The following is a 23,958-nucleotide window of genomic DNA, read 5'->3' on the forward strand; positions in this document are numbered from 1 at the left end:
ACGCGTGCCCGACGGCATGGTCAGACGCTCAGGCCCCGCACCGACAGGTCCAGCAGCGCGCAGACGAACAGCGCGATGCCGATGAACCCGTTGACCGTGAAGAAGGCCCGGTTGAGCCGGGAGAGGTCGCCCGGCCTGACGATGGAGTGCTCGTAGACGAAGGCGACCGCGACGATCAGCAGGCCCAGCCACCAGAAGACGCCCGCCCCGGTCAGCACCCCGAACCACGCCAGCAGCGCCACCGTGACGACATGGCTGCCGCGCGCCCCGTGGAGCGCCGCCGCGATGCCGAACCGCGCCGGGACGGAACGCACCCCGTGCGCACGGTCCGCCGCGACGTCCTGGCAGCCGAAGATCAGGTCGAAGCCGCCGATCCACACGCCGACCGCGAGGCCCAGCACCACGGCCTCCCACGACCAGGCGCCGGTCACGGCGAGCCAGGCGCCGACCGGCCCTATCGCCTGGGCGAGTCCGAGGATGGCGTGCGGGAAGTCCGTGAAGCGCTTCCCGTACGGATAGACCACCATCGGCACCACCGCGACGGGCGCCAGCGCCAGGCAGAGCGGGTTGAGCAGGGCGCACGCGCCCAGGAAGACCGCGACCGCGACCAGCGCACCCGTCCACGCGGACCGCACCGAGAGCGCACCGGTGACGAGTTCGCGTCCGGCGGTGCGGGGATTGCGTGCGTCGATCTCCCGGTCGATGATCCGGTTCGCGGCCATGGCGAAGGTGCGCATCCCCACCATGGCGACGGTGATGAGCAGCAGCTCCCGCCACTGGACAGCACCGCTCCCGCGGAACATCGCCGTGAGCGCCGCGATGTAGGCGAATGGCAGCGCGAAGACGGAGTGCTCGATCATCACCAGCCGCAGGAAGGCCTTCACGCCTCCGCGCGGCGGGCTGACATCGGCCCGTGCGCCGTCGCCGGTCACGGCATCGCCGCTCAAAGCCCGTACTCCTTCCAGCGCTCGGTGACGAGCCGCGCGACGTCCGGATCGGACTCGATGGCGTGCGGCCAGCCGCCGTCGCGCGTGTAGCCCTCCTCCGGCAGCTTCGTGGTCGCGTCGACGCCGGCCTTGCCGCCCCAGAACTGCTGGTACGAGGCGTGGTCGAGGTGGTCCACCGGCCCCTCGACGACCGTCAGGTCGCGGGAGTAGTCGACGTTCCCGAGGGCCCGCCACGCCACCTCGTGCAGATCACGCACGTTGCACTCCGCGTCGACGACGACGATCAGCTTCTCCAGGGAGAGCATGTGTGCACCCCAGATGGCGTGCATGACCTTCTGGGCGTGCTTCGGGTACTTCTTGTCGATGGAGACGATCATGCAGTTGTGGAAGCCGCCGGCCTCGGGCAGGTGGTAGTCCACGATGTCCGGGACGATGATCTTCAGCAGCGGCAGGAAGAACCGCTCCGTTGCGCGCCCCAGCGGCCCGTCCTCCGTCGGCGGCCTGCCCACCACGATCGACTGGAAGACCGGGCGCTTGCGCATCGTCACGCAGTCGATCGTCAGCGCGGGGAAGTCCTCCTGCGGCGTGTAGAAGCCGGTGTGGTCGCCGAACGGCCCCTCGGGCAGCGTCTTTCCGGGCTCCAGCCAGCCCTCCAGCACCACTTCCGCGTGGGCGGGCACCTGGAGCGGCACGGTCCTGCAGTCGGTCATCTCGACGCGCTTGCCCTGCGTGAAGCCCGCGAAGAGGTATTCGTCGATGTCGCCGGGCAGCGGAGCCGTCGAGGCGTACGTCACGGCGGGCGGGCAGCCGAAGGCGATGGCGACCGGCAGCTTCTCGCCGCGCCGCGCGGCGACCTGGTAGTGGTTCCGGCTGTCCTTGTGGATCTGCCAGTGCATTCCGATGGTGCGGCGGTCGTGGCGCTGGAGGCGGTACAGGCCGAGGTTGCGCACGCCCGTCTCGGGGTGCTTGGTGTGCGTCAGACCGAGGTTGAAGAAGGAGCCGCCGTCCTCGGGCCAGGTGAACAGCGCGGGCAGCGCCTCCAGGTCGACGTCGTCGCCCTCGAGGACCACCTCCTGGACGGGTGCGCCCTTCACCTTCTTCGGCGGTACGTGCGTCATCGCGCCGAGCTTGCCGAACGCCTCCCGCATCCCGACGAAGCCCTGCGGCAGTTCGGGCTTGAGCAGCCCGCCGATCTTCTCGCTGATCTCGTCGTACGACTCGAGGCCGAGGGCCTTCAGCAGGCGGCGGTCCGTCCCGAAGACGTTCATCGCCAGTGGAAGGGAGGAGCCCTTCACGTTCTCGAACAGCAGCGCGGGTCCGCCGGACTTCTGAACCCGGTCGACGATCTCACCGATCTCGAGGTACGGATCGACCTCTGCCTTGATCCGCTTCAGGTCCCGGTCACGCTCCAGCGCCCGCAGCAGCGAGCGGAGATCGTCGTATGCCATGCGCCCCAGTATCCGGTATGGGTCCCCCCGCTTCACCGGCCGCCCCCGGGCCCTTCCGGACACCGTTACGCTGGCTTACGTACGCACGGCGCGCAAGCCGTGGCACGTGCTCCCGCGCGAACGCGAACGCGGACGCACAAACGAAGACAAGCAAGACGAACCGCACAAACCGCACTTCCGGCCCACCGTGCCGAGTCGGCTCGCCTAGGGGGCGTCCCACATGCTCAGGTATCTGCCGTTCCTTCTCGTCCTGGCGGTGTGGATCTACGCCTTCATCGACTGCCTCAATACTCCTGAGAAGGAAGTACGGAAGCTGCCGAAGGTGGTGTGGGTCATCATCATCCTGCTCTTCGGGCAGGTGCTGCTGGGCCCCGTCGCATGGTTCGTCGTCGGACGGCCGCGCAGGAACGCACCGTACGGTGCGACGCGTCCCGACGAGCGCCGCTGGGTCGCGCCGGACGACAACCCCGAGTTCCTCAAGTCCATCAAGGGCGGTTCGCAGCCCGGTGGATCGCAGGACGACGGCGAGGCCGGCGACGAGCGGAAGGTCACGGGCGGCACGGGCGGAGCCGACGCCCGCCCGGGCTCCGGCGAGGGCGGCGTCACGGACGGCACGGAGGGCGGCACGGGCAGCACGGACGAGGCAGGGCACGAGCCGCGTCCCGGGGCCGAGCCGCAGGAGGCCGAACTGCGCCGCCGCGACGAGGAGTCGAGGCGGCGCGACAACGGCCAGGGCGGTCCGGACGAGACCCCGCCGAAGAGCTGAGCACCGAGGAGGTCCGTACCCCAGCGGGCGCCCGGAACCCCGCGGACGGGGCGTGGACGGGCGGGACGAACGGGTCCCGGTTCCTCAGCCGACGCCCGCGTACGAGTGCTTGCCGTTGAAGAAGATGTTCACGCCGTAGTAGTTGAACAGGAAGCACGCGAAGGCGATCAGCGCCAGGTAGGCGGCCTTGCGGCCCTTCCAGCCGGCGGTCGCTCGTGCGTGCAGGTAGCACGCGTAGGCGACCCACGTGATGAACGACCAGACCTCCTTGGGGTCCCAGCCCCAGTAGCGGCCCCAAGCGTCGCCCGCCCAGATGGCCCCGGCGACGATGGTGAAGGTCCAGAACGGGAAGACGGCCGCGTTGATGCGGTAGGCGAACTTGTCGAGCGAGGCCGAGGACGGCAGCCGCTCCAGGACCGACGTGGCGAAGCCGCCCGGGGTGCCGCCGCTCAGCAGCTTCGTCTCGTACCGGTCCCGGAAGAGGTAGAGCGCCGTCGAGACGAAGCCGAGGTAGAACAGCGCGCCGCAGGTGATCGCCAGCGAGACGTGGATCCACAGCCAGTACGAGTGCAGCGCGGGCACGAGCTGGTCGCTCTCGGTGTACAGCACCGTCACGGCCAGGCCGAGGTCGAGCAGGACGGTCGCCACCAGCGGAAGCCCGATCCAGCGGACGTTCTTCTTCGCGACGAGGAAGGCGAGGTAGGCGCCGACGGCGACCATGGAGAAGGCCGTCGAGAACTCGTACATGTTGCCCCACGGGGCACGCTGCACCGAGAGCGAGCGGGCCAGCACGCCCGCGACGTGCAGCAGGAACGCGAGGGTCGTCAGGGAGACCGCGATCCGGCCGTACAGGTCGCCCTGTTCGTCGCCGGCGGCGGCACCGGGGCCGTCCGGCAGTTCGCCGCGGCGGCCCGCGGAGGAGCGGACGACGACCTTGGGACGCGGACGCTCCAGCACCGACGTGCCGCCGGCCGCCGCGCCCTTCGCCGCCGAGGACTTCCCGGTGGCCGCACCCGCTTCCGAACCGGCGGCGTCCTCGCCCTTCTCCCCCTCCTTCTCGCGGCCGGGGCTCAGCGCGGCAGCCGTACGTGCCACCTTGCTTCGGCTGCCGAAGACCCATTCGGCGATGTGCGCGACGAAGGCCAGGGTGTAGACGGCCATCGCCGAATAGATCAGGTAGTTGCTGATCTCGGCGAGATTCTCGTTCGTTCCGGCAGCGGCGATGTTCACTTGCGGTCTCCTCGCGGCGAGGCTTCGGCGCCGTCCTCGGCCTTGTCCTTGTCGTCCTTCTGGTGTTCGTTCTCGGCCTTGTCCTTGTCGTCCTTCTGGTGTTCGTTCTCGGGCTCGTTCCCCGCCTGCGTGTCCCCGTCAGCCGGGGACTCACCGGCCGCGGACTCGCCGGCCGGTGGCCCGTCCTGAACGGGCGGGGCCTCCGCCTGCATGGCGTACGCCAAGTCGCCCAGCTCCTCGGGGAGTCTGGCCGACTCGCTGCGCCCGAGCCCGGCCATCTCCACGACCGTACGTCCGTCGGGCCCGGCGACCGCCCGCACCCACACGCGCCGGCGCTGGATGAACAGCGAGCCCGCGAGGCCGCCGATCGCGGCCAGCGCACCGCCCAGCGCCCAGCCGTTGCCGACCTCGTGGACGATCTGGAACTGGGCCCACTGGCGCACGCCTTCGAACTTCAACTCGGCGTCGCCGTCCGGCAGTTTCATCGTCTCGCCCGGCAGGATCTTCTTCGCCAGCGGGCTTCCGTCGGCCTTCTTGAACTGCTTCATGCGCTTGGTGTCGAGCTGGTAGACGCTCTGCGCGGCTCCGAACTCCATCCCGAGATCGCCGTGGTAGGCGGTGAGGAAGAGCACCGGATACTTCAGGGACGGCGACTGCGAGAACATCGTGCCCGTCCCCGAGCCGCCGAAGGTCGGCACGAAGAAGCCCTGGAAGCCGAGTTGGTCCTTGCGGCCCTTTGCGTTCCGGTAGTCGGTGACCTTGACGACCCCGGAGGAGGTGAGGTTGCCGTCCTGCGGGAGGAAGGCGACGGGGCCGCGGTACGCGGTCCGGCCCTCGCCGTCCTTGACGGAGACGACGGGTGCGTAGCCGTTGCCGTTCAGGAAGACCTTCGAATCGCCGATCTGCAGCGGGTGGTTGACCTTGATCGAGTCCTGCTTCTCCTTGCCGTCGGCGCCCTTCCAGTACGAGACGTCCGCGCGGTAGCTGCGTGCGGTGCCCTTCTGCGGACCGGACTCCTCGTACGTGGCGTGGAAGTCCTTGAGGCTGAAGCCGAACGACTCCAGGTCGTCCGGCTCGAACAGGGACCCGGACTTGAAGTCGTCGTACTGCGGCAGGGTGTTGGAGAAGCCGTCGCCCTTGACGATCAGCTTGCCGCCGTCGGACTTCCACAACTGGCCGGCGGCGAACGCCAGCAGCAGCACGATCAGGGCGATGTGGAAGAGGAGGTTGCCCGCCTCGCGCAGATAGCCCTTCTCCGAGGCGACGGCGTCACCCTCGCGCTCGACGCGGAAGCGCCGCCCCGCCAGCAACTTCCTGGCCCCGCCGAGCACTTCGTCCGGGGCGGCGTCCGTGTGCCAGGTCGTGTAGGCCGGCATCCTCTCCAGGCGGCGCGGCGCGCGGGGCGGCCTGCTGCGCAGCTGTCCCACGAACTGCCAGGTGCGGGGGACGATGCAGCCGGCGAGCGAGACGAAGAGCAGGATGTAGATCGCCGAGAACCAGACCGACGTGTAGACGTCGAAGAGCTGGAGCTTCTCGTAGACGGGCGAGAGCACGTCGTGCTTCTTCTGGAAGTCCTCGACCTTGACCCTGTCGACGTTGCTCTGCGGGATCACCGAGCCGGGGATCGCCGCGAGGGAGAGCAGGAAGAGAAGGATCAGCGCGACACGCATGGAGGTCAGCTGCCGCCAGAACCAGCGCGCCCAGCCGATGACGCCGATCGAGGGGACGTTGAGCTTCTCCTCGCCGGGCGCGGTGGACAGCGAGGAGAGCTGGGACTCGGCCTCCTGCGCGAGCCGCGCCTCCTCCGAGGCCGGGCCCCCGGCGGCGGGGTTGCCGTTCCCGCCGCCTGTGCCGGCTCCGGCGGCGGTGTCCGATCCGGTGTCCGTCGTACGCATCTCAGATTCCCACGGTGTAGTCGGACGACCAGACTTGAAGGTCGTACACGATCCGGTCCCAGACCCCGGTGACGAGCAGCAGGCCGACCGCGACGAGCATCACGCCGCCGGCCCGCATCACCCACGCATAGTGCCGCTTCACCCAGCCGAAGGCACCCAGCGTGCGGCGGAAGGCGACGGCGGCGACGACGAACGGCAGCCCCAGCCCGAGGCAGTACGCAACCGTCAGCAGGGCGCCCCGCCCGGCGCTGGCCTCGCTGAACGCCAGGGTCTGCACGGCGGCGAGGGTCGGCCCGATGCACGGCGTCCAGCCGATGCCGAACAGCACGCCGAGCATGGGCGCGCCCGCGAGGCCGACGGACGGGCGCCGCTGGATGCGCAGTTCGCGCGAGGTGAGACGGGACAGCGGGCCGAGCGCTCCCATGAACGCGAGCCCCAGCAGGATCGTCAGCGCGCCCAGCACTCTGGAGATGACCGCCCGGTGCTCCTGCAGCGTCGCGCCGAAGCCCCCGAACAGGGCGCCGCCGGAGACGAAGACCGCGGTGAAGCCGAGGACGAAGAGGCCCGCCCCGAGGAACATCCGGCCGCGCCTCGCCTGCGCCAGGTCCGTCCCGCTGACGCCGGTCACGTAGCTGAGGTAGCCGGGCACGAGCGGCAGGACGCACGGGGAGAAGAAGGAGACGAGACCGCCCAGAACGGCCACGGGAACGGCAAGCAGCAGAGCCCCGCTGAGAACCGTGTGGTTCACCTCCGCCGGACCGGCCGCCAGAGCGGCGCCGGCGGGGGATGCCGCGGCGGTGGCGAGCGCGCTCATGCCGGGGTCACTTCTCCGCCGTCAACGGGTCGAGCGCGGAGCGCAGTTCCTTCTCGCCGAGCTCCTTCAGCGCCCGCACGGCGATCTTCCCGTCGCGGTCGAGGATGAGCGTGGACGGGATGGCCTGCGGGGAGAGGCTGCCCTTGGGGAAGCGCAGGATGAGCCTGCCGCTGGGGTCGTAGAAGCTCGGGTAGTCGATGCCGTAGTTGCGCTCGAACGCCTTGGCGTTGGCGCGGTCCAGATCGCGGGTGTTGATCCCGACGAACTGCACGTCCTTGCCCTCGGTGTCCTGGGCGACCTTGGCGAGGTTGGGTGCCTCCGCGCGGCAGGGCGCGCACCAGGAGCCCCAGACGTTCAGGACGACGATCTTCCCCTTGTAGTCGGAGAGTTCCAGGCGCTTCCCGTCGACACCTTTGCCCGAAATGTCCGGCGCCTTCTGCCGTTCGCCTCTCTTGACCTTGGTGATCTTCCCGGTGCCCTGCACGAACTTCGTGTCTCCTGACGACGAACCGGCCTTGTCGTCGGTGCACCCGGCCAGCACCGACGCACCCGCCGCGAGCAACGCGATCAGCAGTGCGGGGCGGTGCCGGAAGGCACGGGTCTGACTCATGTGAAAAGTTTCGCATGGGCCCGGGGCTGATCTTCCGCGCCCCCCTTGTGCCCGTAACGCACAGGGCGTCCGCAGTTGCGGCGGCCCGGCGTCGGGCGGGCGCGGCCGGCGGTGGCGGCCGGGCGGCACGCGGTGGGCCGCAGCGCCACGTCAGGCCCCGCGTCCTCCGCCGCCCCTCGCCGACTTGGCTCCCGCGCGCAGATGGGGAGGCACCAGGTCGCGGGCCGGCTCCGAGTAGCCGACGGAGACGATCTTGTCCCCGTTGAAGGTGAACGTGGTGAGGGAGGCGAGGGTGCACTGCCTCCGGCGCGGGTCGTGCCACAGCCGGCGGCGCTCGACGAAGCTGCGCAGCGTCCAGATCGGCAGCTGGTGCGAGACGCAGACTGCCTCGTGGCCGCGCGCGGCGTCGCGCGCGGCGTCCAGGGCGGTGCGCATCCGCTGCACCTGGTGGACGTACGACTCGCCCCACGACGGCCGGAAAGGGTTAAAGAGGTGGCGCCAGTTCGCGGGCCTGCGCAGCGCGCCGTCCCCCACCCCCACGGTCCGGCCCTGGAAGACGTTGTCCGCCTCGATCAGATCCTCGTCGCTGGCGACGTCCAGCCCGTGCGCCTTGGCGATGGGTGCCGCGGACTCCTGGGCACGCTCCAGCGGCGAGGCCACGACGTGGGTGATGTCGCGGTCGGCGAGGTGCTCGGCCACCCGGTCGGCCATCCTGCGGCCCAGCTCGGACAGGTGGTAGCCGGGCAGCCGTCCGTACAGGACCCCGCCCGGGTTCGCGACCTCACCGTGGCGCATGACGTGCACGACGGTGACGGTCTCGTCGCCGCCGGCGCCATCGCGGAAGCTGCTGGCACCCTCGCGTCTTCCGGCCTCGTACTCCGGACCCGTACGGTCCGCGGCGCTCATGCGGTCGCCTCCGCGGCGGCGCGGGCGGCGGCGGGCAGAGCGTCGGCTACGCGCTCCAGCGCGCCGTCGTCATGTGCCGTGGAGACGAACCACGACTCGAAGGCGGACGGCGGCAGATAGACGCCCTGCTCCAGCATCGAGTGGAAGAGCGCCTTGAAGCGGAACGCCTCCTGGGCCTTCGCGCCCTCGTAGTCCGTGACCGGCTCGTCGGTGAAGAACACGGAGAACATGTTGCCCGCGACCTGCAGTTGGTGCGCGACACCTGCCTTGCTCAGTGCCTCGGTGACGGCACCCCGCAGCTGCTCGGAGGCCGCGTCCACCGCCGCGTAGGCCCCGTCGTCCAGCAGCCGCAGCTGCGCGACCCCGGCGGCCGTGGCGACCGGGTTCCCGGACAGCGTCCCGGCCTGGTAGACGGGGCCGGCCGGGGCGAGGCGCTCCATCACGTCACGCCTGCCGCCGAAGGCCGCGGCCGGGAAGCCGCCGCCCATCACCTTGCCGAACGTCATCAGATCGGGGACGACTTGGTCGATCCCGTACCAGCCCTGCTTGCTGACGCGGAAGCCCGTCATCACCTCGTCCGAGATGAAGAGCGCCCCGTACTCCCGGCAGATCTCCTTGAGTTGCTCGTTGAAGCCCGGCTTCGGCGGCACGATCCCCATATTGCCGGGGGACGCCTCGGTGATGACGCACGCGATCTCGTCCGGCTGCGCGGCGAACGCGGCACGTACGGCCTCGGGATCGTTGTACGGCAGCACGATCGTCTCCGCCGCCTGCGCGCCCGTCACGCCCGGTGTGTCGGGAAGGCCGAACGTCGCGACGCCCGAACCCGCCGAGGCGAGCAGCGCGTCGACATGACCGTGGTAACAGCCCGCGAACTTCACGACCTTCGCGCGCCCAGTGAAGCCGCGCGCCAGGCGGATCGCGGACATCGTGGCCTCCGTACCGGAGGAGACCAGCCGCACCTGCTCGACCGGCCCGATCCGGTCCACGATCTCCTCCGCGAGCGCGACTTCGTCCTCGCCGGGCGTGCCGAACGACGTGCCCCGGCTCACCGCGGCCTGTACGGCGGCGATCACCTCGGGGTGGGAATGGCCCAGAATCATCGGCCCCCACGAGCAGACAAGATCGACGTACTCACGTCCGTCGGCATCCATGAGGTACGGACCGGCACCGGACACCATGAACCGGGGCGTACCACCCACGGCTTGGAAGGCGCGGACGGGAGAGTTCACGCCTCCAGGCGTCACGACGGAGGCGCGGTCGTAGAGCGACTGCGATACTGGGGCCTCGTACGAGTAAGTCACGAGGGCCATGGTGTCAGAGCATTCCCACGGCACGGCGTCGTCGTCCCGTCGGTGGGTATACGGGACATGCGGAGCCGGTCGGATACCGGCCCGGTAACACGGGGATTACCCGGGCGCTGCGGGGCGTTTCACGACCGGCAGGACGGGGAGGTCTCTGACACGATGATCGGGTTGCGCGGCGGCGGCCGCGAGTGGTCGGGTGGTGACATGCAGCGCGGTGGTGGACTGGGAGAGGGTACCGGGGACCTCGGTCCGGAGCGCGCACGGGGACGCCATCGCAGAGACGCGGTGGAAAGAGACTTCGGGAACAGCAAGGGTGGCGGCCGAGTGGGGGTGACCTACAAGTACTTCGGCGCCCCGGACGGCGCTACGGCGGCCCGGGTTCCTGTCTCCATGCGCCCCGAAGAGCTCGGCGGGGACGAGTTGGGTCACGGCATGTTCACCAAGATCAAGCCGGAGACCATGGCCGCGATGGTGCTCACGGGCATCGAGGGCATACCTCTCCACCGGGTGCCGCCCCTGGAACTCGTCGTGCTGCACCCGGATTACGCCGTCGTGAAGCTGCCGATGACCGTCGTGGACCCGCTGCGGGGCATCGGCGAGGAGTCGGTGGGCGCGGCGGCCTTCATCTGGTCCACGGTGCCGGACCGGTCCGGCCCTCAGGACGCGTTCAACGTGTACCAACTTCTCCATGAATGGCAGGACTTCTCCGACCGCCTGCACATGGCCGGCCACCAGCCGTACTGCCTGGTGTGGCCCTGAGCCACCGTCCGTACCGTCCGGTGCTGCCCTGAAGACCTTCCGGCGCTGCGGCCCCGACGCTGCGGCCCGGCCGGGCCCGCGCCGTCGACCACGGCTCACCCTCATGCACTCGCTGCGCGAACCCTGCTGCGACGCGGGCGCAGCCGCCCCGCTCCGGCGGAAGGAGCGCGGGGCCGGCTCGGTCAGGCGCCCTCGGTATGGCGCCCTCGTTCAGGCGCCCGAAGTCCCGTTCCTGCCGGACGCGTTCTCCGCTGCCTTCTTGAACTCGCCCAGGTCGTAGTTGGTGAGCGTGGAGTCCAGTTTGGTCAGGGCTCCCAGGCGTTCGACGAAGTCCTGCGGGTTGTACTCGATCTGCAGCGTCACCCGGCTCGTCGTGTCGCTGAGCCTGTGGAAGGTGACCACTCCGGCGTGCTCGACGCCGTCCGTCGTCTTCCAGGCGATGCGCTCCTGAGGGATCAGCTCCGTGACCTCGGCGGTGAAGCTCTTCTCGGCTCCGGGGAGCGAGAGCCACCAGGAGAAGGACCGGTTGTCGATACGGACGACGTCCTTCACGTGGCTCAGGAACTTCGGCCACTCGGCCACGTCGCTCCACAGCGCCCAGCTCACCGCGAGCGGAGCTTCGACGTCCACGGTCTCTACGAGGGAGGACGACACTCTTCGTCACCTCTCAGGGAAAGGGGCTCGTTACGGCGCGCTGAGTACCCGTGGACGGAGATCCAAGGCATGTTCGCGGGCATCGATTCGCGGGGTCCCTGGTCGCGGGGGCTTTCCGCCCAACCTCTGTTCGCCGGAACCGGGTTCGGAGCCGGATTCGCCGGAGCCCGGCCGCCTGAGCCTTCCGCGCCGGGCGTGGTCGCCCGGTTGCAGCGCGCTCCGGCCGCCTAAGGGCTCTCGGCCGTCAAGTAGCGCCGGACCGTGGGCCCGAGCCAGTTCACGATCTCCTCGTGGGTCAGCGACACCGCGGGTGGCAGCCTCAGCACGTACCGGCTCACCGCCATGCCCAGGATCTGTGAGGCAAGCAGGGCGGCGCGCGCGGGGACCTGCGCCGGGTCCGGGCACACGGCGGCCACCGCGGGCGCGACCTGGTCGCGGAAGACCGCGTGCACGCGGTCCGCGCCCGCGGGGTTGGTGACGCCGACGCGCACCATGGCGTTCAGCGTCTCGTCGCCCTCCCAGCGGTCCAGGAAGTGACGTACGAGGCGCGTGCCGACCTCCTCGGCGGGGACGCCGGTCAGGTCCGGCAGCCGCAGGTCGATCTCGGAGGCCGCGGCGAACAGGCCCTCCTTGTTGCCGAAGTAGCGCATGACCATCGACGGGTCGATGCCGGCGTCCCGCGCGATGGCGCGGATGGTCGCGCGCTCGTATCCGTCCGTCGCGAAGCGCTCGCGGGCGGCGCGGCGGATCGCGGCCCGCGTCGCGTCGGAGCGGCGCGGGGCCCGGCCCTCCGTCGCCTGCCCCTGGGAGGCCGCGAGGTGCGTGGCCTCCCCCGTGCCGTCTCCGGCGGCGGAACCGGCCTCTGCTCGGTCTTCCATGCCAACGAATGTAGGCCAACGTGCGTTGACGCACCAGACGACCGGGTGAACCGCTGGACGGTGATGCGACGCCTGCGGCCTGCCCTCAGGGGACGGGGGCCAGGGAGGGGAGCACGATGTCCCGGTGCACGGAGCGGATGTGCGTCTCGACCGCCTCACCCGCGCGTTCGGCCTCCCCGGCCTCCACCGCGTCGTAGATCGCGCGGTGCTCCGCGCGGAGCCTGGCGGCGACCGCCTCCCAGTCCTCCACCCGGTGGAAGACCGTCAGCAGGGTCTGCCGGACCGCGTTGCGCACGGAGACGGTCAGGTCGGCCACCAGAGGGTTGCCCGCCGCCTCGGCGATCGCGACGTGGAAGTCGGTGTCGTAGTCGTTGAACGCCTCGCGCGGGAGCCCCACTTCGTCCATGCGGTCCAGCTGTTCACGCATCCGCGCGAGGTCCTCCGGCCCGGCCCGCTCGGCCGCCAGCCTGGCGCTCGACCGCTCCAGGACGGCACGGGCCTCGACCACGTCGTCGAGGGAGAAGTGCGCGAGCGCGATGTGCAGCCGGAGGAACTGGGTGAGCCCGGCGCCGGGCATCGCGGCGATCACGTTTCCCGAGTCCGGGCCGGTGCCGACCCGGGGGCGAAGCGCTCCCTGGGCCTCCAGCACGCGCAGCGCCTCCCGGATCGCCGCCCTGCTCACGCCGAGCATCTCGCTCAACTCCCGCTCGGGCGGCAGCCGGTCGCCCACCCTGAGCCTTCCGTCGAGGATGAGCTGCTCGATCCGCGTGAGGACCAGCTCGTACGTACGTGAGCGGGTCACGGGTTCCCAGTCGTCCGGTCCGGCCATGAGAACCTCCCAGATCCGCGACGTCGGTCCGCTCCCCGGTGCAGCTGACAGGGGATCACGCGGTGGCGGTGAGCGTAACCCAATCGCCCGTACTTTGGTCCGACCAAGTTTTGGCAGTCATGTGCTGTCTCTGGACAGGGAGTTGGGCTCTTCATAGTGTGTGGCAGCTTCGAACGCATGGTCTGACCAATCCGTACGGGGATGCCCTTGTACCAGCCCGCCCTCTCCCCTCTCGCCGGCGGCCTCGCCCTCTCGGCCCTCGTCGCCGCTCTGCCGCTGGTGACTCTCTTCCTTCTGCTCGGAGCGGCACGGGTCAAGGCGCACTGGGCCGGCCTCTCCGCACTGGCCGTCGCGTTGGGCATTGCCGTCCTCGTGTACGGGATGCCGTTCAAGCTGGCCGCCCTGTCGGCGAGCGAGGGCGCGGTCTTCGGCCTCTTCCCCATCGGCTGGATCCTCGTCACGGCCATCTGGCTGTACCAACTCACCGTCGTCAGCGGCACGTTCGAGGACCTGCGCCGGTCGCTGCGGCTCATCAGCGACGATCCGCGCGTCCTGGCGGTCGTGCTGGCCTTCTGCTTCGGCGCCCTGCTGGAGGCGCTCGCCGGCTTCGGCGCACCCGTGGCGATCACCGGCATCATGCTCATCGCCCTGGGGTTCCCGCCGTTCCGCGCGGCCGTGACGGTGCTCGTCGCCAACACCGTTCCCGTGGCCTTCGGCGCCATGGGCATTCCCGTCATCACGGCAGGCGAGCTGACGAAGATCCCGTACACCGAGCTCGGCTCGTACGTCGGCCGCCAGGTGCCCGTTCTCGCGCTCATCGTTCCGCTGCTGCTGACGGTGCTCGTGGACGGCTTCCGCGGGCTGCGCCAGGTCTGGCCCGTGGCGGTGGTGTGCGGAGTGACCTTCGCCGTCGTGCAGTTCGTCAGCTCCAACTACATATCCGTCGAACTCACGGACATCATCACCTCCCTCGCCAGCCTGGTGGCCGCCGTCGTCTTCCTGCGGTTCTGGCAGCCGCGCGGCAGCGAGCAGGCGAGGGCGGAACTGCTCGCCGCCGGGGGCGGATCCGGAGCCGGCGGCCGCCCCGGGGGCCAGGGGCAGCCAGGTCCCGGCGGGCGCACATATGGCGGCCGCAGCCACGGGGGTCAGTCGGTGCCGGCGTCGCGGGCCGCCCACGGCGGGGATCAGGCCGGCCAATCGACGCACGCCGGGCACGCGGGACATGAGACACGGCCGGAGACCGACAGCAAGCGGCTGGCCACGGCCTTCGCCCCGTACATCATCGTCATCTCCGTCTTCTCCGTGGCCCAACTGTGGACCCCCGCCAAGGAGTTCCTGGGCAGCATGAGCATCTCCGTCCCCTGGCCGGGACTGGACGGGAAGCTCCTGACCGTCGCGGGCGACGAGGTCGACGCCACCGTCTACAACCTGGCGTGGCTGTCGTCGCCCGGGACCCTGCTGCTGCTCTCCGGGGTGCTCACCGCGCTCGTCCTCCGCATCGACGCGCAGGTGGCGCTGAGGGAACTCGGGGCCACGATCGTCAAGTTGCGCACGGCCCTCCTGACCGTCGCGGCCGTGCTCGCACTCGCCTACGCCATGAACCTCTCGGGCCAGACCATCACCATCGGCACCTGGATAGCCGGGAGCGGGAGCGCGCTCGCTCTGCTCTCGCCGGTGCTCGGCTGGTTCGGAACGGCGGTCACCGGGTCCGACACGTCCTCGCAGGCGCTGTTCGCCAGCCTTCAGCACACCGCCGCCAAGGGAGCGGGTCTCGATCCGTCACTGCTCGTCGCGGGCAACGCCTCGGGCGGTGTGCTGGGCAAGATGATCAGCCCGCAGAACCTGACCATCGCCGCCACGGCCGTCGGCTGTGCAAGCCAGGAGTCCGAGCTGCTGCGCTCGACACTCAAGTGGAGCCTCGGACTGCTGCTGATTCTCTGCGTGTTGATCTATGCACAGTCGGGCATCCTGGCCTGGACGCTGCCCTAGGTCGTTTGACATTCTTTGCCCCGGCCCGTGGCTTGCCGTGAGGAAGACCTGAGAAGTGGACCGCTTGTCCCCGTACACGTCATCCGACCCCCGCAGGCCCGCGTTCAACCGTGAGGCGGCGCGCAGCACGCGCCAGGCGCTCGGGATGCGGGCCGAGGACGTCGCGTCGACCATGCTCAGCGCCTACGGAGTGCAGGTCACTCCGCTGACCGTCCTGAGCTGGGAGTCCGGCGACCAGAGCCCCGGGGAGCGGGAGTTGACCGCCCTGGCCGGCGTGCTGTGGTGCTCCGTCGGCGATCTGATGGGGTCGCTCAGCAACGTGCACCAGCACCGCCTCGCCCGCGGGGTCTCCACCTTCGACATGGCGCTGCGCCTGGGCCTCTCCCCCGCCGAGTACGAGGAGATGGAGCGGAGCGGGCGCTGGCAGTTGACCAAGCGGCAGGCCGAACTGCTCGGGGACGCGCTGGCGTTGCCGCTGCGCGCCCGGCTGGACATCACCGGGAGGGACGCCCAGGTCGGCGAGCTGCTGCGCCGTGCGGTCACGACCCGCTGGCAGCCGTACGTGCAGCCCGTGTGCAAGCTGCTCGACCTGCCCAGGGCACGCGTCGGCGGGATCCTGCACCACCTGCACTCCGAGTACCAGGACATGGTCGGCACAGTGGACTGGGGCGGCGGAACGATCTCCATGGAGCCCGGCGAGGAGGGGCACGCCTTCCTCGAGCGCCTGGTGGACGTCTTCTGCGCGCGGCTGGAGGCCTGAGCGCGCACCTCCCGCGAGCGGCGCCGCCGGCGGACGGCCCCGCGTCCGGGCCTGACCCGAGCCGGCACGCCGGAGACTCCCGTGAGAGGCCGCGTGAGGACGGGGCCCGCCCATGCCGACCTCGTTCCCATGCCGACCTCGTTGACCCGCGGCCGTTCGAAGGGCGACCTCGCACCTCAAAGGGCGACCTCGCACCCCTTCACAGTCATGCCAACACCCGTAGGCCAACGTGCGTTGACACCCCCTGCGGGCCGTCCTACCGTTGTGCCAACGGGCGTTGACCAACGTGCGCCGGCATCCGCATTCCCGGGAGGATTCCATGGCTCGCAGCGGCACGGACGGCACGGCTCCCACCGGCACCCCGCACGCAGAGACCCCCGGCACGTCGGACGTGCTCGTCGTCGGCGCCGGGCCCACAGGGCTGATGGCCGCCGGCGACCTGGCCGAGGCGGGCCACAGGGTGACCCTCGTCGAGCGACGCGACGAGTCGATCAGCAACCTCTCCCGCGCGCTCGTCGTGCACGCCCGCACCCTCGAGCAGCTGGACGCCCGCGGGCTGGCCGACGAGCTGATCGGCACCGGCGCGCGGATGGAGACGCTCGGCTTCTTCGGACGGGCGGTGCTCCGTCCCGGGCAGCTGCCGGGGCGCTTCCCGTTCGTGCTGATCACCGGCCAGTTCGAGGTGGAGAGGCTGCTGGAGCGGCGCGCCCGCAAGGCCGGAGTGACCTTCCTGTACGGCACGGAGGTCCTCGGTCTCCGACAGGACGCGGCCGGCGTCGAGTTGGACGTCACCGAGGCACGGCGGCCCGGCCAGGACCCGGACGCACCCACCCACGACGACCGCCCGGCGGAAGACAAGGTCCCCGCAGCGGTCCGCACGCTGCGCGCCCCGTATCTCATCGGCACCGACGGCGTTCACAGCACCGTCCGACGCCTCCTCGGGCTGCCGTTCCCCGGCAAGTCCGTCATCCGCTCCATCGTGCTGGCCGATGTGCGGCTGTCCGACCCCCCTGACACGCCCTTCCTCGTCAACGCGACGGAGGACGCCTTCGCGCTCATCGCCTCCTTCGGCGGCGGCTGGTACCGGGTCATGGGCTGGAACCGCCACCGGCAGCGGCCCGATGGAGAGAGCGCCGGCCTCGAAGAGGTCCGGGAGCTCACCCTCAACGCGCTGGGCTCCGACCACGGGATGCACGACCCCCGCTGGATCTCCCGCTTCCACAGCGACGAACGGCAGGCGCCGCGCTACACGGTGGGCCGCGTCTTCCTCGCGGGCGACGCCGCGCACGTCCACTCGCCGGCCGGCGGGATGGGCATGAACACCGGGCTCCAGGACGCCGCGAACCTCTCCTGGAAGCTCTCGGCGGTGCTGCGCGGCCACTCCCCCGTCACGCTGCTGGAGACGTACGACAAGGAACGGCACCCGGTCGGCACCCTCGTGCTGCGCATGAGCGGCGCGATCATCAGGCTCGCCCTCGCCCGCTCCGCCGCGGGCCGCGCATTGCGCTCCACCGGCGCCGAAGTCGTCAACCGGGTACGGCCGTTGGCGAACCGCGCGGTGCGCATGGTCTCCGGCATCGGCATCTCCTACCCGTCGCCTCGCGGCTCCCACCCGCTCGCCGGGAAGCGCGCGCCCGATCTGCCGCTCACCTCGGGACGGCTCTACGAGACGCTGCGCAAGGGCGCGTTCGTCCTCGTCTCGCCCCTCGCCGCTCCGCCCCCGAACACGAGCGAGGAGGCCGACGACCGTACGGTGCACGTCCGTTCGGCAGCCGTCGGCAAGCGGACCCTGCTGGTGCGCCCCGACGGCTACATCGCCTGGGCGAGCGACAGGCCCGACCCGCGGGGGATGCGCCAGGCGCTGGCCGAGTGGACGGGATCACCGGCCCTGCGCGTGGCGGACTGAGGCCTGCGGGCGGCGGCGCCCGTGCTCCGGCACCCCGTCCACGCGCGGCGCTCTCACGTACCCTGCGGACATGCTGATCGCGCGCTCCGTCGCCCTCTTCGCGCTCGCGGCGCTGATGGAGATCGGCGGAGCGTGGCTCGTCTGGCAGGGAGTGCGCGAACACCGCGGCTGGGCCTGGATCGGCGCCGGTGTGATCGCCCTGGGCGTCTACGGATTCGTCGCAACCCTCCAGCCCGACGCCCACTTCGGCCGCATCCTCGCCGCCTACGGGGGCGTCTTCGTCGCCGGCTCGCTCGCCTGGGGCATGGTCGTCGACGGCTTCCGGCCGGACCGCTGGGATGTGACGGGGGCGCTGGTCTGCCTCGCCGGAGTCGCGCTGATCATGTATGCACCCCGTGGTGAATGAGCGGGGCCCGCGACCGCCCCGGAGACAAGTGGCCCGTACGACGTAGCCTTTGCGCCATGAGCATCCGTACTGCCGTCATCAGCGGCGCCAGCAGTGGTATCGGCGCCGCCACCGCACGCCAACTGGCCGCCGCCGGCTACCGGGTCGTGCTCACAGCCCGGCGCCAGGACCGCATCGACGCCCTGGCCGCGGAGTTGACCGACGCGGGCCACGAAGCCGTGGCCCACACGCTCGACGTCACCGACCGCGCCGCCGTCGACGCCTTCGCCGCCGGGCTCGACCGCTGCGACGTCCTGGTCAACAACGCGGGCGGCGCGCTCGGCACGGACCCCGTCGCCACCGCCGACCCGGCCGACTGGCGCCGCATGTACGAGGTCAACGTCCTCGGCGTACTGCACCTCACGCAGGCGCTGCTGCCGGCGCTGTGCCAGTCTCCCCCTGGGCCTGACGGCCAGGGTGGTACCCCCGACTCCGGCGAGGGGACGGTCGTGGTCGTCTCCTCCACCGCGGGCCTGGCCACGTACGAGGGCGGAGGCGGTTACGTGGCAGCCAAGCACGGCGCCCACGTGCTGGCCGAGACGCTGCGCCTGGAGCTGTGCGGGGAGCCCGTACGCATCATCGAGATCGCGCCCGGCATGGTGAAGACCGACGAGTTCGCGCTGACCCGCTTCCGCGGAGACGCCGAGCGCGCCGCCAAGGTCTACGAGGGCGTCGACGAGCCGCTCACCGCGGAGGACGTGGCTGACACGATCACCTGGGCCGTGACCCGCCCCAAGCACGTCAACGTGGACCTCCTGGTCCTCCGTCCCCGCGCCCAGGCCTCGAACACGAAGGTCCACCGCGAACGCTGACGCGAGCCCCGGAGCCGCGCGGGCGGACACGTCCCGGCCCGTGCCCTGGTCGTGCCTGCCGCGAGGGCCCGTCCGGTCCGCCGTGACGGCCGTCCGGACGTCCCGCCACGAGCGGGCACGGGCGGCCACGACCGGGCGGTACCGCCGGCCTCGACGGCCCGCGGCACCACCCGGCCCGCTCACCCCTTGACGCAGACGACCTGCTTCAGCTGCGCCACGACCTCGACGAGGTCGCGCTGCTGGTCGATGACCTGCTCGATCGGCTTGTAGGCACCGGGAATCTCGTCCACGACCCCCGAGTCCTTGCGGCACTCCACGCCCCGCGTCTGCTCCGCCAGGTCACGGGCGGAGAAGCGCTTCCGCGCGGCGTTCCGGCTCATCTTCCGGCCCGCGCCGTGCGAGGCCGACTGGAAGGAGGCCGGGTTGCCGAGCCCCTTCACGATGTACGAGCCGGTGCCCATCGAGCCCGGGATGATGCCGTACTCCCCGTCACCGGCCCGGATGGCGCCCTTCCGCGTCACCAGCAGGTCCATGCCCTCGTAGCTCTCCTCCGCCACGTAGTTGTGGTGGCAGGAGATCACAGGATCGAACCGGGGCTTCGCCTTCTTGAACTCCTTGCGGAGCACGTCCTTGAGCAGGCCCGTCATCACGTCGCGGTTGTGCTTCGCGTACTCCTGCGCCCAGAACAGGTCGTGCCGGTACGCCTCCATCTGCGGGGTGTCCGCCACGAAGACGGCGAGATCGCGGTCGACCAGGCCCTGGTTGTGCGGGAGTTCCCGCGCCACACCGATGTGGAACTCGGCCAGCTCCTTGCCGATGTTCCGCGAGCCCGAGTGCAGCATGACCCACACGGCGCCGTCGGTATCGAGGCACAGCTCGACAAAGTGGTTGCCCGAGCCGAGCGTTCCCATCTGCTTTGTGGCCCGTTCCTGACGGAATTTGACCGCTTCGGCGACGCCGTCGAAGCGCTTCCAGAAGTCGGACCAGCCCGCGGTCGGGAACCCGTGGAGCTTGCCCGGGTCCACCGGCTCGTCGTGCATCCCCCGCCCCACCGGGATCGCCTGCTCGATCTTCGAGCGGAGCCTGGAGAGATCACCGGGCAGATCGTTCGCGGTCAGGGACGTCTTCACCGCGGACATGCCGCAGCCGATGTCGACGCCGACCGCGGCCGGGCACACCGCGCCCCTCATGGCGATCACCGAACCGACCGTGGCCCCCTTGCCGTAATGCACGTCAGGCATGACCGCGAGCCCTTCGATCCACGGCAGCGTGGAGACGTTGCGGAGCTGCTGCATGGCGACGTCCTCGACGCCCGCCGGATCGGCCCACATGCGGATCGGGACGCGGGCGCCCGGCACCTCGGTGTAAGGCATGTTTCTCGACTCCCCCATGGACGGAAAACAAAAAGGCCCACCGATTCCACGAAACGGAAAAGCTGGACTTCGCGCAACATATGCACCCCCTGGACGGACGGCCCAGGCGTGCGTGCGGTAGACATTGTCTTCCGTGGCCCCGTCACGGCTTCAACTCGTTTTCGACCCGGCGGCAGAAGCGCCGAGCAGGAGGCAGACAGTGCAGCGGAGGGCAAGGACGTATCTGACCGGCGTCGCGCTGGCCGTCATGCTCTCCGGAGGTCTCACCGCCTGCACCGGATCGCCCGACGAGGGCAACGGCGAGGACACCAAGGCAGGCAACTCCTCCTCCGCCCCGCCTCCGGCCGAACCGGGCAAGTACCGCACGCTCCCCGAGCCCTGCGGAGCCGTCGGCATCGAGACCCTCAAGAAGCTGCTCCCCGGCGCGGAGGCCGCCGAGAGCACCTCCGGAAGCACCACGTCGGGCAAGAACGCCGAGGCCGGTCCGGACTCCTCCCCGTACAAGGGCGAGGCCACGGTCACCTACGACACCGACCGCCGCGTGGGCTGCCGCTGGAAGAGCGCGACGAGCCTCGCCACCCGCCATCTCGCCGTCGACCTGGAACGCGTCGTCTCCTACGACCCGGCCGTGAGCGATGACAAGCGCGCGCAGCTCCTCTACGACGAGCGCGCGGGCCAGGCCGAGATCCCGACCGGCGAGGACAGCGGCTCACCGTCCGAGGACGGCAACGGCGACGAGGGCGAGAACGGCGACGCGAACGGCGACGCCAAGGGCGGCGACAAGAGCGAGGACGCCGGGAGCCAGGACGCGGAGAACAAGGGCGACGACGGGAGTGAGAAATCCGACAGCGGCGCCAACGGCGAATCCGACAAGGACCCCGACGCGTCCCAGTCCCCGGATGAGGATCTCTCTCCTCGTACTCTCGACGGCATCGGCGACAACGCCTACATCGACGACCAACTGGACACCGCGGACTCAGGTGTCCACCGTGACATCACGCTCGTCTTCCGCAGCGCGAACGTGATCGCCACGATCCGGTACGACCAGTGGCTCACGGACAAGCGGCGCACCCCGGACAGCGCCGAGTTGCAGGAGAAGGCTCGCAGCGTGGCCGAGGAACTCGCCGGGGACTTCGACGACAACTGACGCAAACGACTGGAAGCGAAGGAATCATGTCCCGTAGCACTCAGCGAACATCACAGCGACGCTCACCGCGTCTCGCCCGGACGCTTGCCTGCGCGGCAGTGGCGGTCCCCGCGCTGCTGGTGGCGGGCTGCTCCTCCGACTCCGGCGGCGGGACCGGCGGTTCGGCCTCCTCCGACGACGGCGGCGGTGAGGCGAGCGCGGCTCCGGTGAAGATCAAGGAGCTGCCCGACGCCTGCAAGACCGTCTCCCGTGACACGGTCAAGAAGCTGACCCCGAAGACGGACAACGCCTCCGGCAAGCGGATCGGCTCCGGCAACACCAAGGACTCCGGCAGCTGCCTGTGGAGCGGCCTGGACAAGTTCGACTACAAGCAGCTGACCGTCTCCCTCAAGCGCTTCGAGTCCGACGCCTCGCGCGGCTCCGGCGACGAGCTGGCCGGCACCTTCCTGACGCAACAGGCCGACGCGGTCAAGGCGGAGAAGACCATCTCCGACGTCAAGTCCTCCGCCGCATCCGGGATCGGCGACAAGGCCACGTCCCTCAGCTACAAGGTCGAGAAGAAGGACGGCAAGAAGTCCGAGGACTTCCGTGAGCACAGAATCGTGGCGCGCAGCGCCAACGTCGTCGTGACGGTCGACTACGCCGGTGCCGGCTTCGAGAGCGGCAAGACCCCCAAGGCCGACGACCTGAAGAAGAACGCCGAGAAGGCGGCCAAGGAAGCGGTCGCTTCCCTGAAGTGACGCCCCGCCCCGCGGCGCACCCGTGCGGCAAGGACTTGACGCATGTGCCAGTCTGGTGCGCCGCGCAGGTTTCCAAGGGTGGGGGACAACTCCAGTGCAGGCCGTTCAACTGACTCGTACACACCGCATATTGGTCGCGGTGGTCGTCATCGGTGCCGTGACGATCGCCGCCATCGGCTTCGCCGGGTCCTTCGCCGCCGTGCGCGACCTCGCCGAACGGAAGGGCTTCGGTGCCTTCGCGCCGTTCTTCCCGATCGGCATCGACGCGGGCATCGTCGTGCTGCTCGCGCTGGACCTGCTGCTCACCTGGATCCGCATCCCCTTCCCGCTGCTGCGCCAGACCGCGTGGCTGCTGACCGCGGCCACCATCGCCTTCAACGGCGCCGCCGCCTGGCCCGACCCGCTCGGCGTGGGGATGCACGCGGTGATTCCCGTCCTCTTCGTCGTGGCGGTCGAGGCCGCGCGGCACGCGATCGGACGCATCGCGGACATCACCGCCGACAAGCACATGGAGGGCGTGCGCATCTCGCGCTGGCTGCTCGCCTTCCCCTCCACCTTCCGGCTGTGGCGCCGGATGAAGCTGTGGGAGCTGCGCAGCTACGACGAGGTCATCCGCATGGAACAGGAGCGGCTCGTCTATGAGGCCCGGCTGCATGCCCACTACGGGCGCAACTGGCGGCGCAAGGCCCCCGTCGAGTCGCTGATGCCGCTCAAGCTCGCGCGCTACGGCGTGCCGCTCTCCGAGACCGGGCCTTCGGGTCTGGCGGCTGCCGGCATCGACGCACCCGCGACGCTGACGCGTACGAGCGGCGCGGCGCCGGCACTCACGTCCAAGGCCGAGGGGCGGCAGCGCGCCGAACTCACCGCGGGCGCCGAGCAGCCGGAGGGCGCGGAGAGCCGCAGGGAGCGCCATGACGGACGCGCCGCGGGGGTCGCACAGGGGCAGTCGCAACCGCCGCAGCAGTACGTGGAGCACGCGCACGAGGACCAGGACGGGTACGGGGAGTACGCGTACGAGCAGCAGGACGGGTACGGCGAGCACGGGTACGAACAGCAGGCTCAGTACGGGCAGTTCGGGGCGGTGGAACCGGAGCAGCCGCAGCAGCGGAACGACGGCGCCGCACCGGCACAGCCCCATCAGGCACAGCAGGCACAGCAGCGGACGCAGGCCGACGACGGCCCCGCCCGTGAACCTGCGTCCGCCCGTGAACCGGCCGCCGCCCGCGAATCCGAACCCTCCCGCGACTACACCTACGCCTCGGAGACACAGCCCTCCGGCCCCCAGGTCACCGTCCCCGTGGGCCCCGGCCGGCGCCGCGCGCTGGGCAACTCCAACGCGCCCGGCGGCGGCAGCGGCCCCGCCTATCTCCCTCCCCAACGGGCCCAGGAACAGCAGCTGTTCATGGAACCGCCGCCGGCGGGCGGCGCGGGCGACGAGTACGACTTCGTACCCGAGCGCGATCCGGCACCACCCGCGCCTTCCGCCTCCGACGAGGCCGAGCCTGTGGGCATACCGGACGGCGTGCCCCGTGACGAGTTCTACTTCCTCGCCTACCGCCAGTTCGTCGCCGCGCAGGCCAGCTTCCCGAACGCGCGGCAGCTCTCCCGTGCCCTGCACGAGCGGCACGGCGTGACCAACGTCGACGGATCGCTCCTCAGCGAGGCCTATCTGCGCACCTACATGCGGGAGTTCAAGGAGCGCTACAACACGGAGATGGGGCTCGCGGGCTGAACGCCCCGCTC

At 70.5% G+C, this 23,958-nt stretch carries 22 protein-coding genes; 10 read left to right on the forward strand and 12 right to left on the reverse strand.

Going from position 1 to position 23,958, the window contains the following annotated elements; all coding sequences use genetic code 11:
• Positions 1 to 20 precede the first annotated feature (20 nt).
• Entirely contained in the window at positions 21 to 947 is a 927-nt protein-coding gene (gene mqnP / locus G4Z16_RS13015) for a menaquinone biosynthesis prenyltransferase MqnP (RefSeq protein ID WP_425508072.1), read from the reverse strand.
• A complete protein-coding gene (locus G4Z16_RS13020) occupies positions 944 to 2,395 on the reverse strand; it encodes a menaquinone biosynthesis decarboxylase (RefSeq protein WP_197350939.1) in 1,452 nt (483 codons plus the stop codon). Before G4Z16_RS13020 ends, mqnP begins: the two co-directional genes overlap by 4 nt.
• A 220-nt stretch (positions 2,396 to 2,615) precedes the next feature.
• Between G4Z16_RS13020 and G4Z16_RS33255 the strand changes: the two genes are divergently transcribed.
• Entirely contained in the window at positions 2,616 to 3,161 is a 546-nt protein-coding gene (locus G4Z16_RS33255) for a PLD nuclease N-terminal domain-containing protein (protein WP_425508073.1), read from the forward strand.
• An 84-nt stretch (positions 3,162 to 3,245) separates the two neighbouring features.
• On the opposite strand, the gene ccsB is transcribed toward G4Z16_RS33255, so the two are convergent.
• The 6 genes from ccsB to hemL form a co-directional block, all read right to left on the reverse strand.
• Complete coding sequence (ccsB, locus tag G4Z16_RS13030) at positions 3,246 to 4,391, reverse strand: c-type cytochrome biogenesis protein CcsB (RefSeq protein ID WP_197350940.1); 1,146 nt, start codon at positions 4,389 to 4,391, stop codon at positions 3,246 to 3,248.
• Positions 4,388 to 6,286 (reverse strand): cytochrome c biogenesis protein ResB, encoded by a 1,899-nt coding sequence (gene resB / locus G4Z16_RS13035; RefSeq protein WP_197350941.1) that lies wholly within the window; start codon positions 6,284 to 6,286, stop codon positions 4,388 to 4,390. The genes ccsB and resB overlap by 4 nt, the downstream gene beginning before the upstream one ends.
• Before the next feature lies 1 nt (position 6,287).
• The gene (locus G4Z16_RS13040) at positions 6,288 to 7,100 is read right to left on the reverse strand and encodes a cytochrome c biogenesis CcdA family protein (RefSeq protein WP_197350942.1); all 813 of its coding nucleotides are present in this window, start codon (positions 7,098 to 7,100) and stop codon (positions 6,288 to 6,290) included.
• A gap of 7 nt (positions 7,101 to 7,107) precedes the next feature.
• On the reverse strand, positions 7,108 to 7,710 hold the full coding sequence (locus G4Z16_RS13045) for a TlpA family protein disulfide reductase (protein WP_197350943.1): 603 nt from the start codon (positions 7,708 to 7,710) through the stop codon (positions 7,108 to 7,110).
• A gap of 150 nt (positions 7,711 to 7,860) precedes the next feature.
• Entirely contained in the window at positions 7,861 to 8,505 is a 645-nt protein-coding gene (locus G4Z16_RS13050) for a histidine phosphatase family protein (protein ID WP_246531284.1), read from the reverse strand.
• A 107-nt stretch (positions 8,506 to 8,612) separates the two neighbouring features.
• Positions 8,613 to 9,929, reverse strand: coding sequence for a glutamate-1-semialdehyde 2,1-aminomutase (hemL, locus tag G4Z16_RS13055; protein WP_197350945.1), 1,317 nt, complete (start codon positions 9,927 to 9,929; stop codon positions 8,613 to 8,615).
• A 198-nt stretch (positions 9,930 to 10,127) separates the two neighbouring features.
• Between hemL and G4Z16_RS13060 the strand changes: the two genes are divergently transcribed.
• Positions 10,128 to 10,682, forward strand: a complete 555-nt coding sequence (locus G4Z16_RS13060) for a hypothetical protein (RefSeq protein ID WP_197354473.1) — start codon at positions 10,128 to 10,130, stop codon at positions 10,680 to 10,682.
• Between the two features lie 210 nt (positions 10,683 to 10,892).
• On the opposite strand, the gene G4Z16_RS13065 is transcribed toward G4Z16_RS13060, so the two are convergent.
• From G4Z16_RS13065 to G4Z16_RS13075, 3 genes are all read right to left on the reverse strand, one after another.
• Positions 10,893 to 11,336 carry an SRPBCC family protein gene (locus G4Z16_RS13065; protein WP_197350946.1) on the reverse strand — a complete coding sequence of 148 codons (444 nt, stop codon included), beginning with the start codon at positions 11,334 to 11,336 and terminating at the stop codon, positions 10,893 to 10,895.
• Between the two features lie 227 nt (positions 11,337 to 11,563).
• Positions 11,564 to 12,214, reverse strand: a complete 651-nt coding sequence (locus G4Z16_RS13070; protein WP_197350947.1) for a TetR/AcrR family transcriptional regulator — start codon at positions 12,212 to 12,214, stop codon at positions 11,564 to 11,566.
• Between the two features lie 85 nt (positions 12,215 to 12,299).
• Entirely contained in the window at positions 12,300 to 13,043 is a 744-nt protein-coding gene (locus tag G4Z16_RS13075) for a FadR/GntR family transcriptional regulator (RefSeq protein ID WP_197350948.1), read from the reverse strand.
• Positions 13,044 to 13,250: 207 nt separating this feature from the next.
• Here G4Z16_RS13075 and G4Z16_RS13080 point away from each other — a divergent pair, with 207 nt between their 5' ends.
• From G4Z16_RS13080 to G4Z16_RS13100, 5 genes are all read left to right on the forward strand, one after another.
• Positions 13,251 to 15,032 carry an L-lactate permease gene (locus G4Z16_RS13080; protein ID WP_197354475.1) on the forward strand — a complete coding sequence of 594 codons (1,782 nt, stop codon included), beginning with the start codon at positions 13,251 to 13,253 and terminating at the stop codon, positions 15,030 to 15,032.
• A 55-nt stretch (positions 15,033 to 15,087) separates the two neighbouring features.
• Positions 15,088 to 15,792 carry a helix-turn-helix domain-containing protein gene (locus G4Z16_RS13085; RefSeq protein WP_197350949.1) on the forward strand — a complete coding sequence of 235 codons (705 nt, stop codon included), beginning with the start codon at positions 15,088 to 15,090 and terminating at the stop codon, positions 15,790 to 15,792.
• 319 nt (positions 15,793 to 16,111) lie between these two features.
• On the forward strand, positions 16,112 to 17,698 hold the full coding sequence (locus G4Z16_RS13090) for an FAD-dependent oxidoreductase (RefSeq protein WP_197350950.1): 1,587 nt from the start codon (positions 16,112 to 16,114) through the stop codon (positions 17,696 to 17,698).
• Between the two features lie 70 nt (positions 17,699 to 17,768).
• The gene (locus G4Z16_RS13095) at positions 17,769 to 18,104 is read left to right on the forward strand and encodes a YnfA family protein (protein WP_197350951.1); all 336 of its coding nucleotides are present in this window, start codon (positions 17,769 to 17,771) and stop codon (positions 18,102 to 18,104) included.
• Positions 18,105 to 18,160: 56 nt separating this feature from the next.
• Positions 18,161 to 18,955 carry an SDR family NAD(P)-dependent oxidoreductase gene (locus G4Z16_RS13100; RefSeq protein ID WP_197350952.1) on the forward strand — a complete coding sequence of 265 codons (795 nt, stop codon included), beginning with the start codon at positions 18,161 to 18,163 and terminating at the stop codon, positions 18,953 to 18,955.
• A gap of 179 nt (positions 18,956 to 19,134) precedes the next feature.
• Here the strand turns inward: G4Z16_RS13100 and G4Z16_RS13105 are convergent, their stop codons facing one another.
• Entirely contained in the window at positions 19,135 to 20,328 is a 1,194-nt protein-coding gene (locus G4Z16_RS13105; protein ID WP_197350953.1) for an RtcB family protein, read from the reverse strand.
• A gap of 199 nt (positions 20,329 to 20,527) precedes the next feature.
• Between G4Z16_RS13105 and G4Z16_RS13110 the strand changes: the two genes are divergently transcribed.
• The 3 genes from G4Z16_RS13110 (at position 20,528) to G4Z16_RS13120 (ending at position 23,947) form a co-directional block, all read left to right on the forward strand.
• Positions 20,528 to 21,475, forward strand: a complete 948-nt coding sequence (locus tag G4Z16_RS13110) for a hypothetical protein (RefSeq protein WP_197350954.1) — start codon at positions 20,528 to 20,530, stop codon at positions 21,473 to 21,475.
• Between the two features lie 26 nt (positions 21,476 to 21,501).
• The gene (locus tag G4Z16_RS13115; protein ID WP_197350955.1) at positions 21,502 to 22,215 is read left to right on the forward strand and encodes a DUF3558 domain-containing protein; all 714 of its coding nucleotides are present in this window, start codon (positions 21,502 to 21,504) and stop codon (positions 22,213 to 22,215) included.
• A gap of 109 nt (positions 22,216 to 22,324) precedes the next feature.
• Complete coding sequence (locus tag G4Z16_RS13120; protein WP_197354477.1) at positions 22,325 to 23,947, forward strand: DUF2637 domain-containing protein; 1,623 nt, start codon at positions 22,325 to 22,327, stop codon at positions 23,945 to 23,947.
• Positions 23,948 to 23,958: the final 11 nt, after the last annotated feature.

Source organism: Streptomyces bathyalis (assembly GCF_015910445.1).
Classification (GTDB): Bacteria; Actinomycetota; Actinomycetes; order Streptomycetales; family Streptomycetaceae; genus Streptomyces; species Streptomyces bathyalis.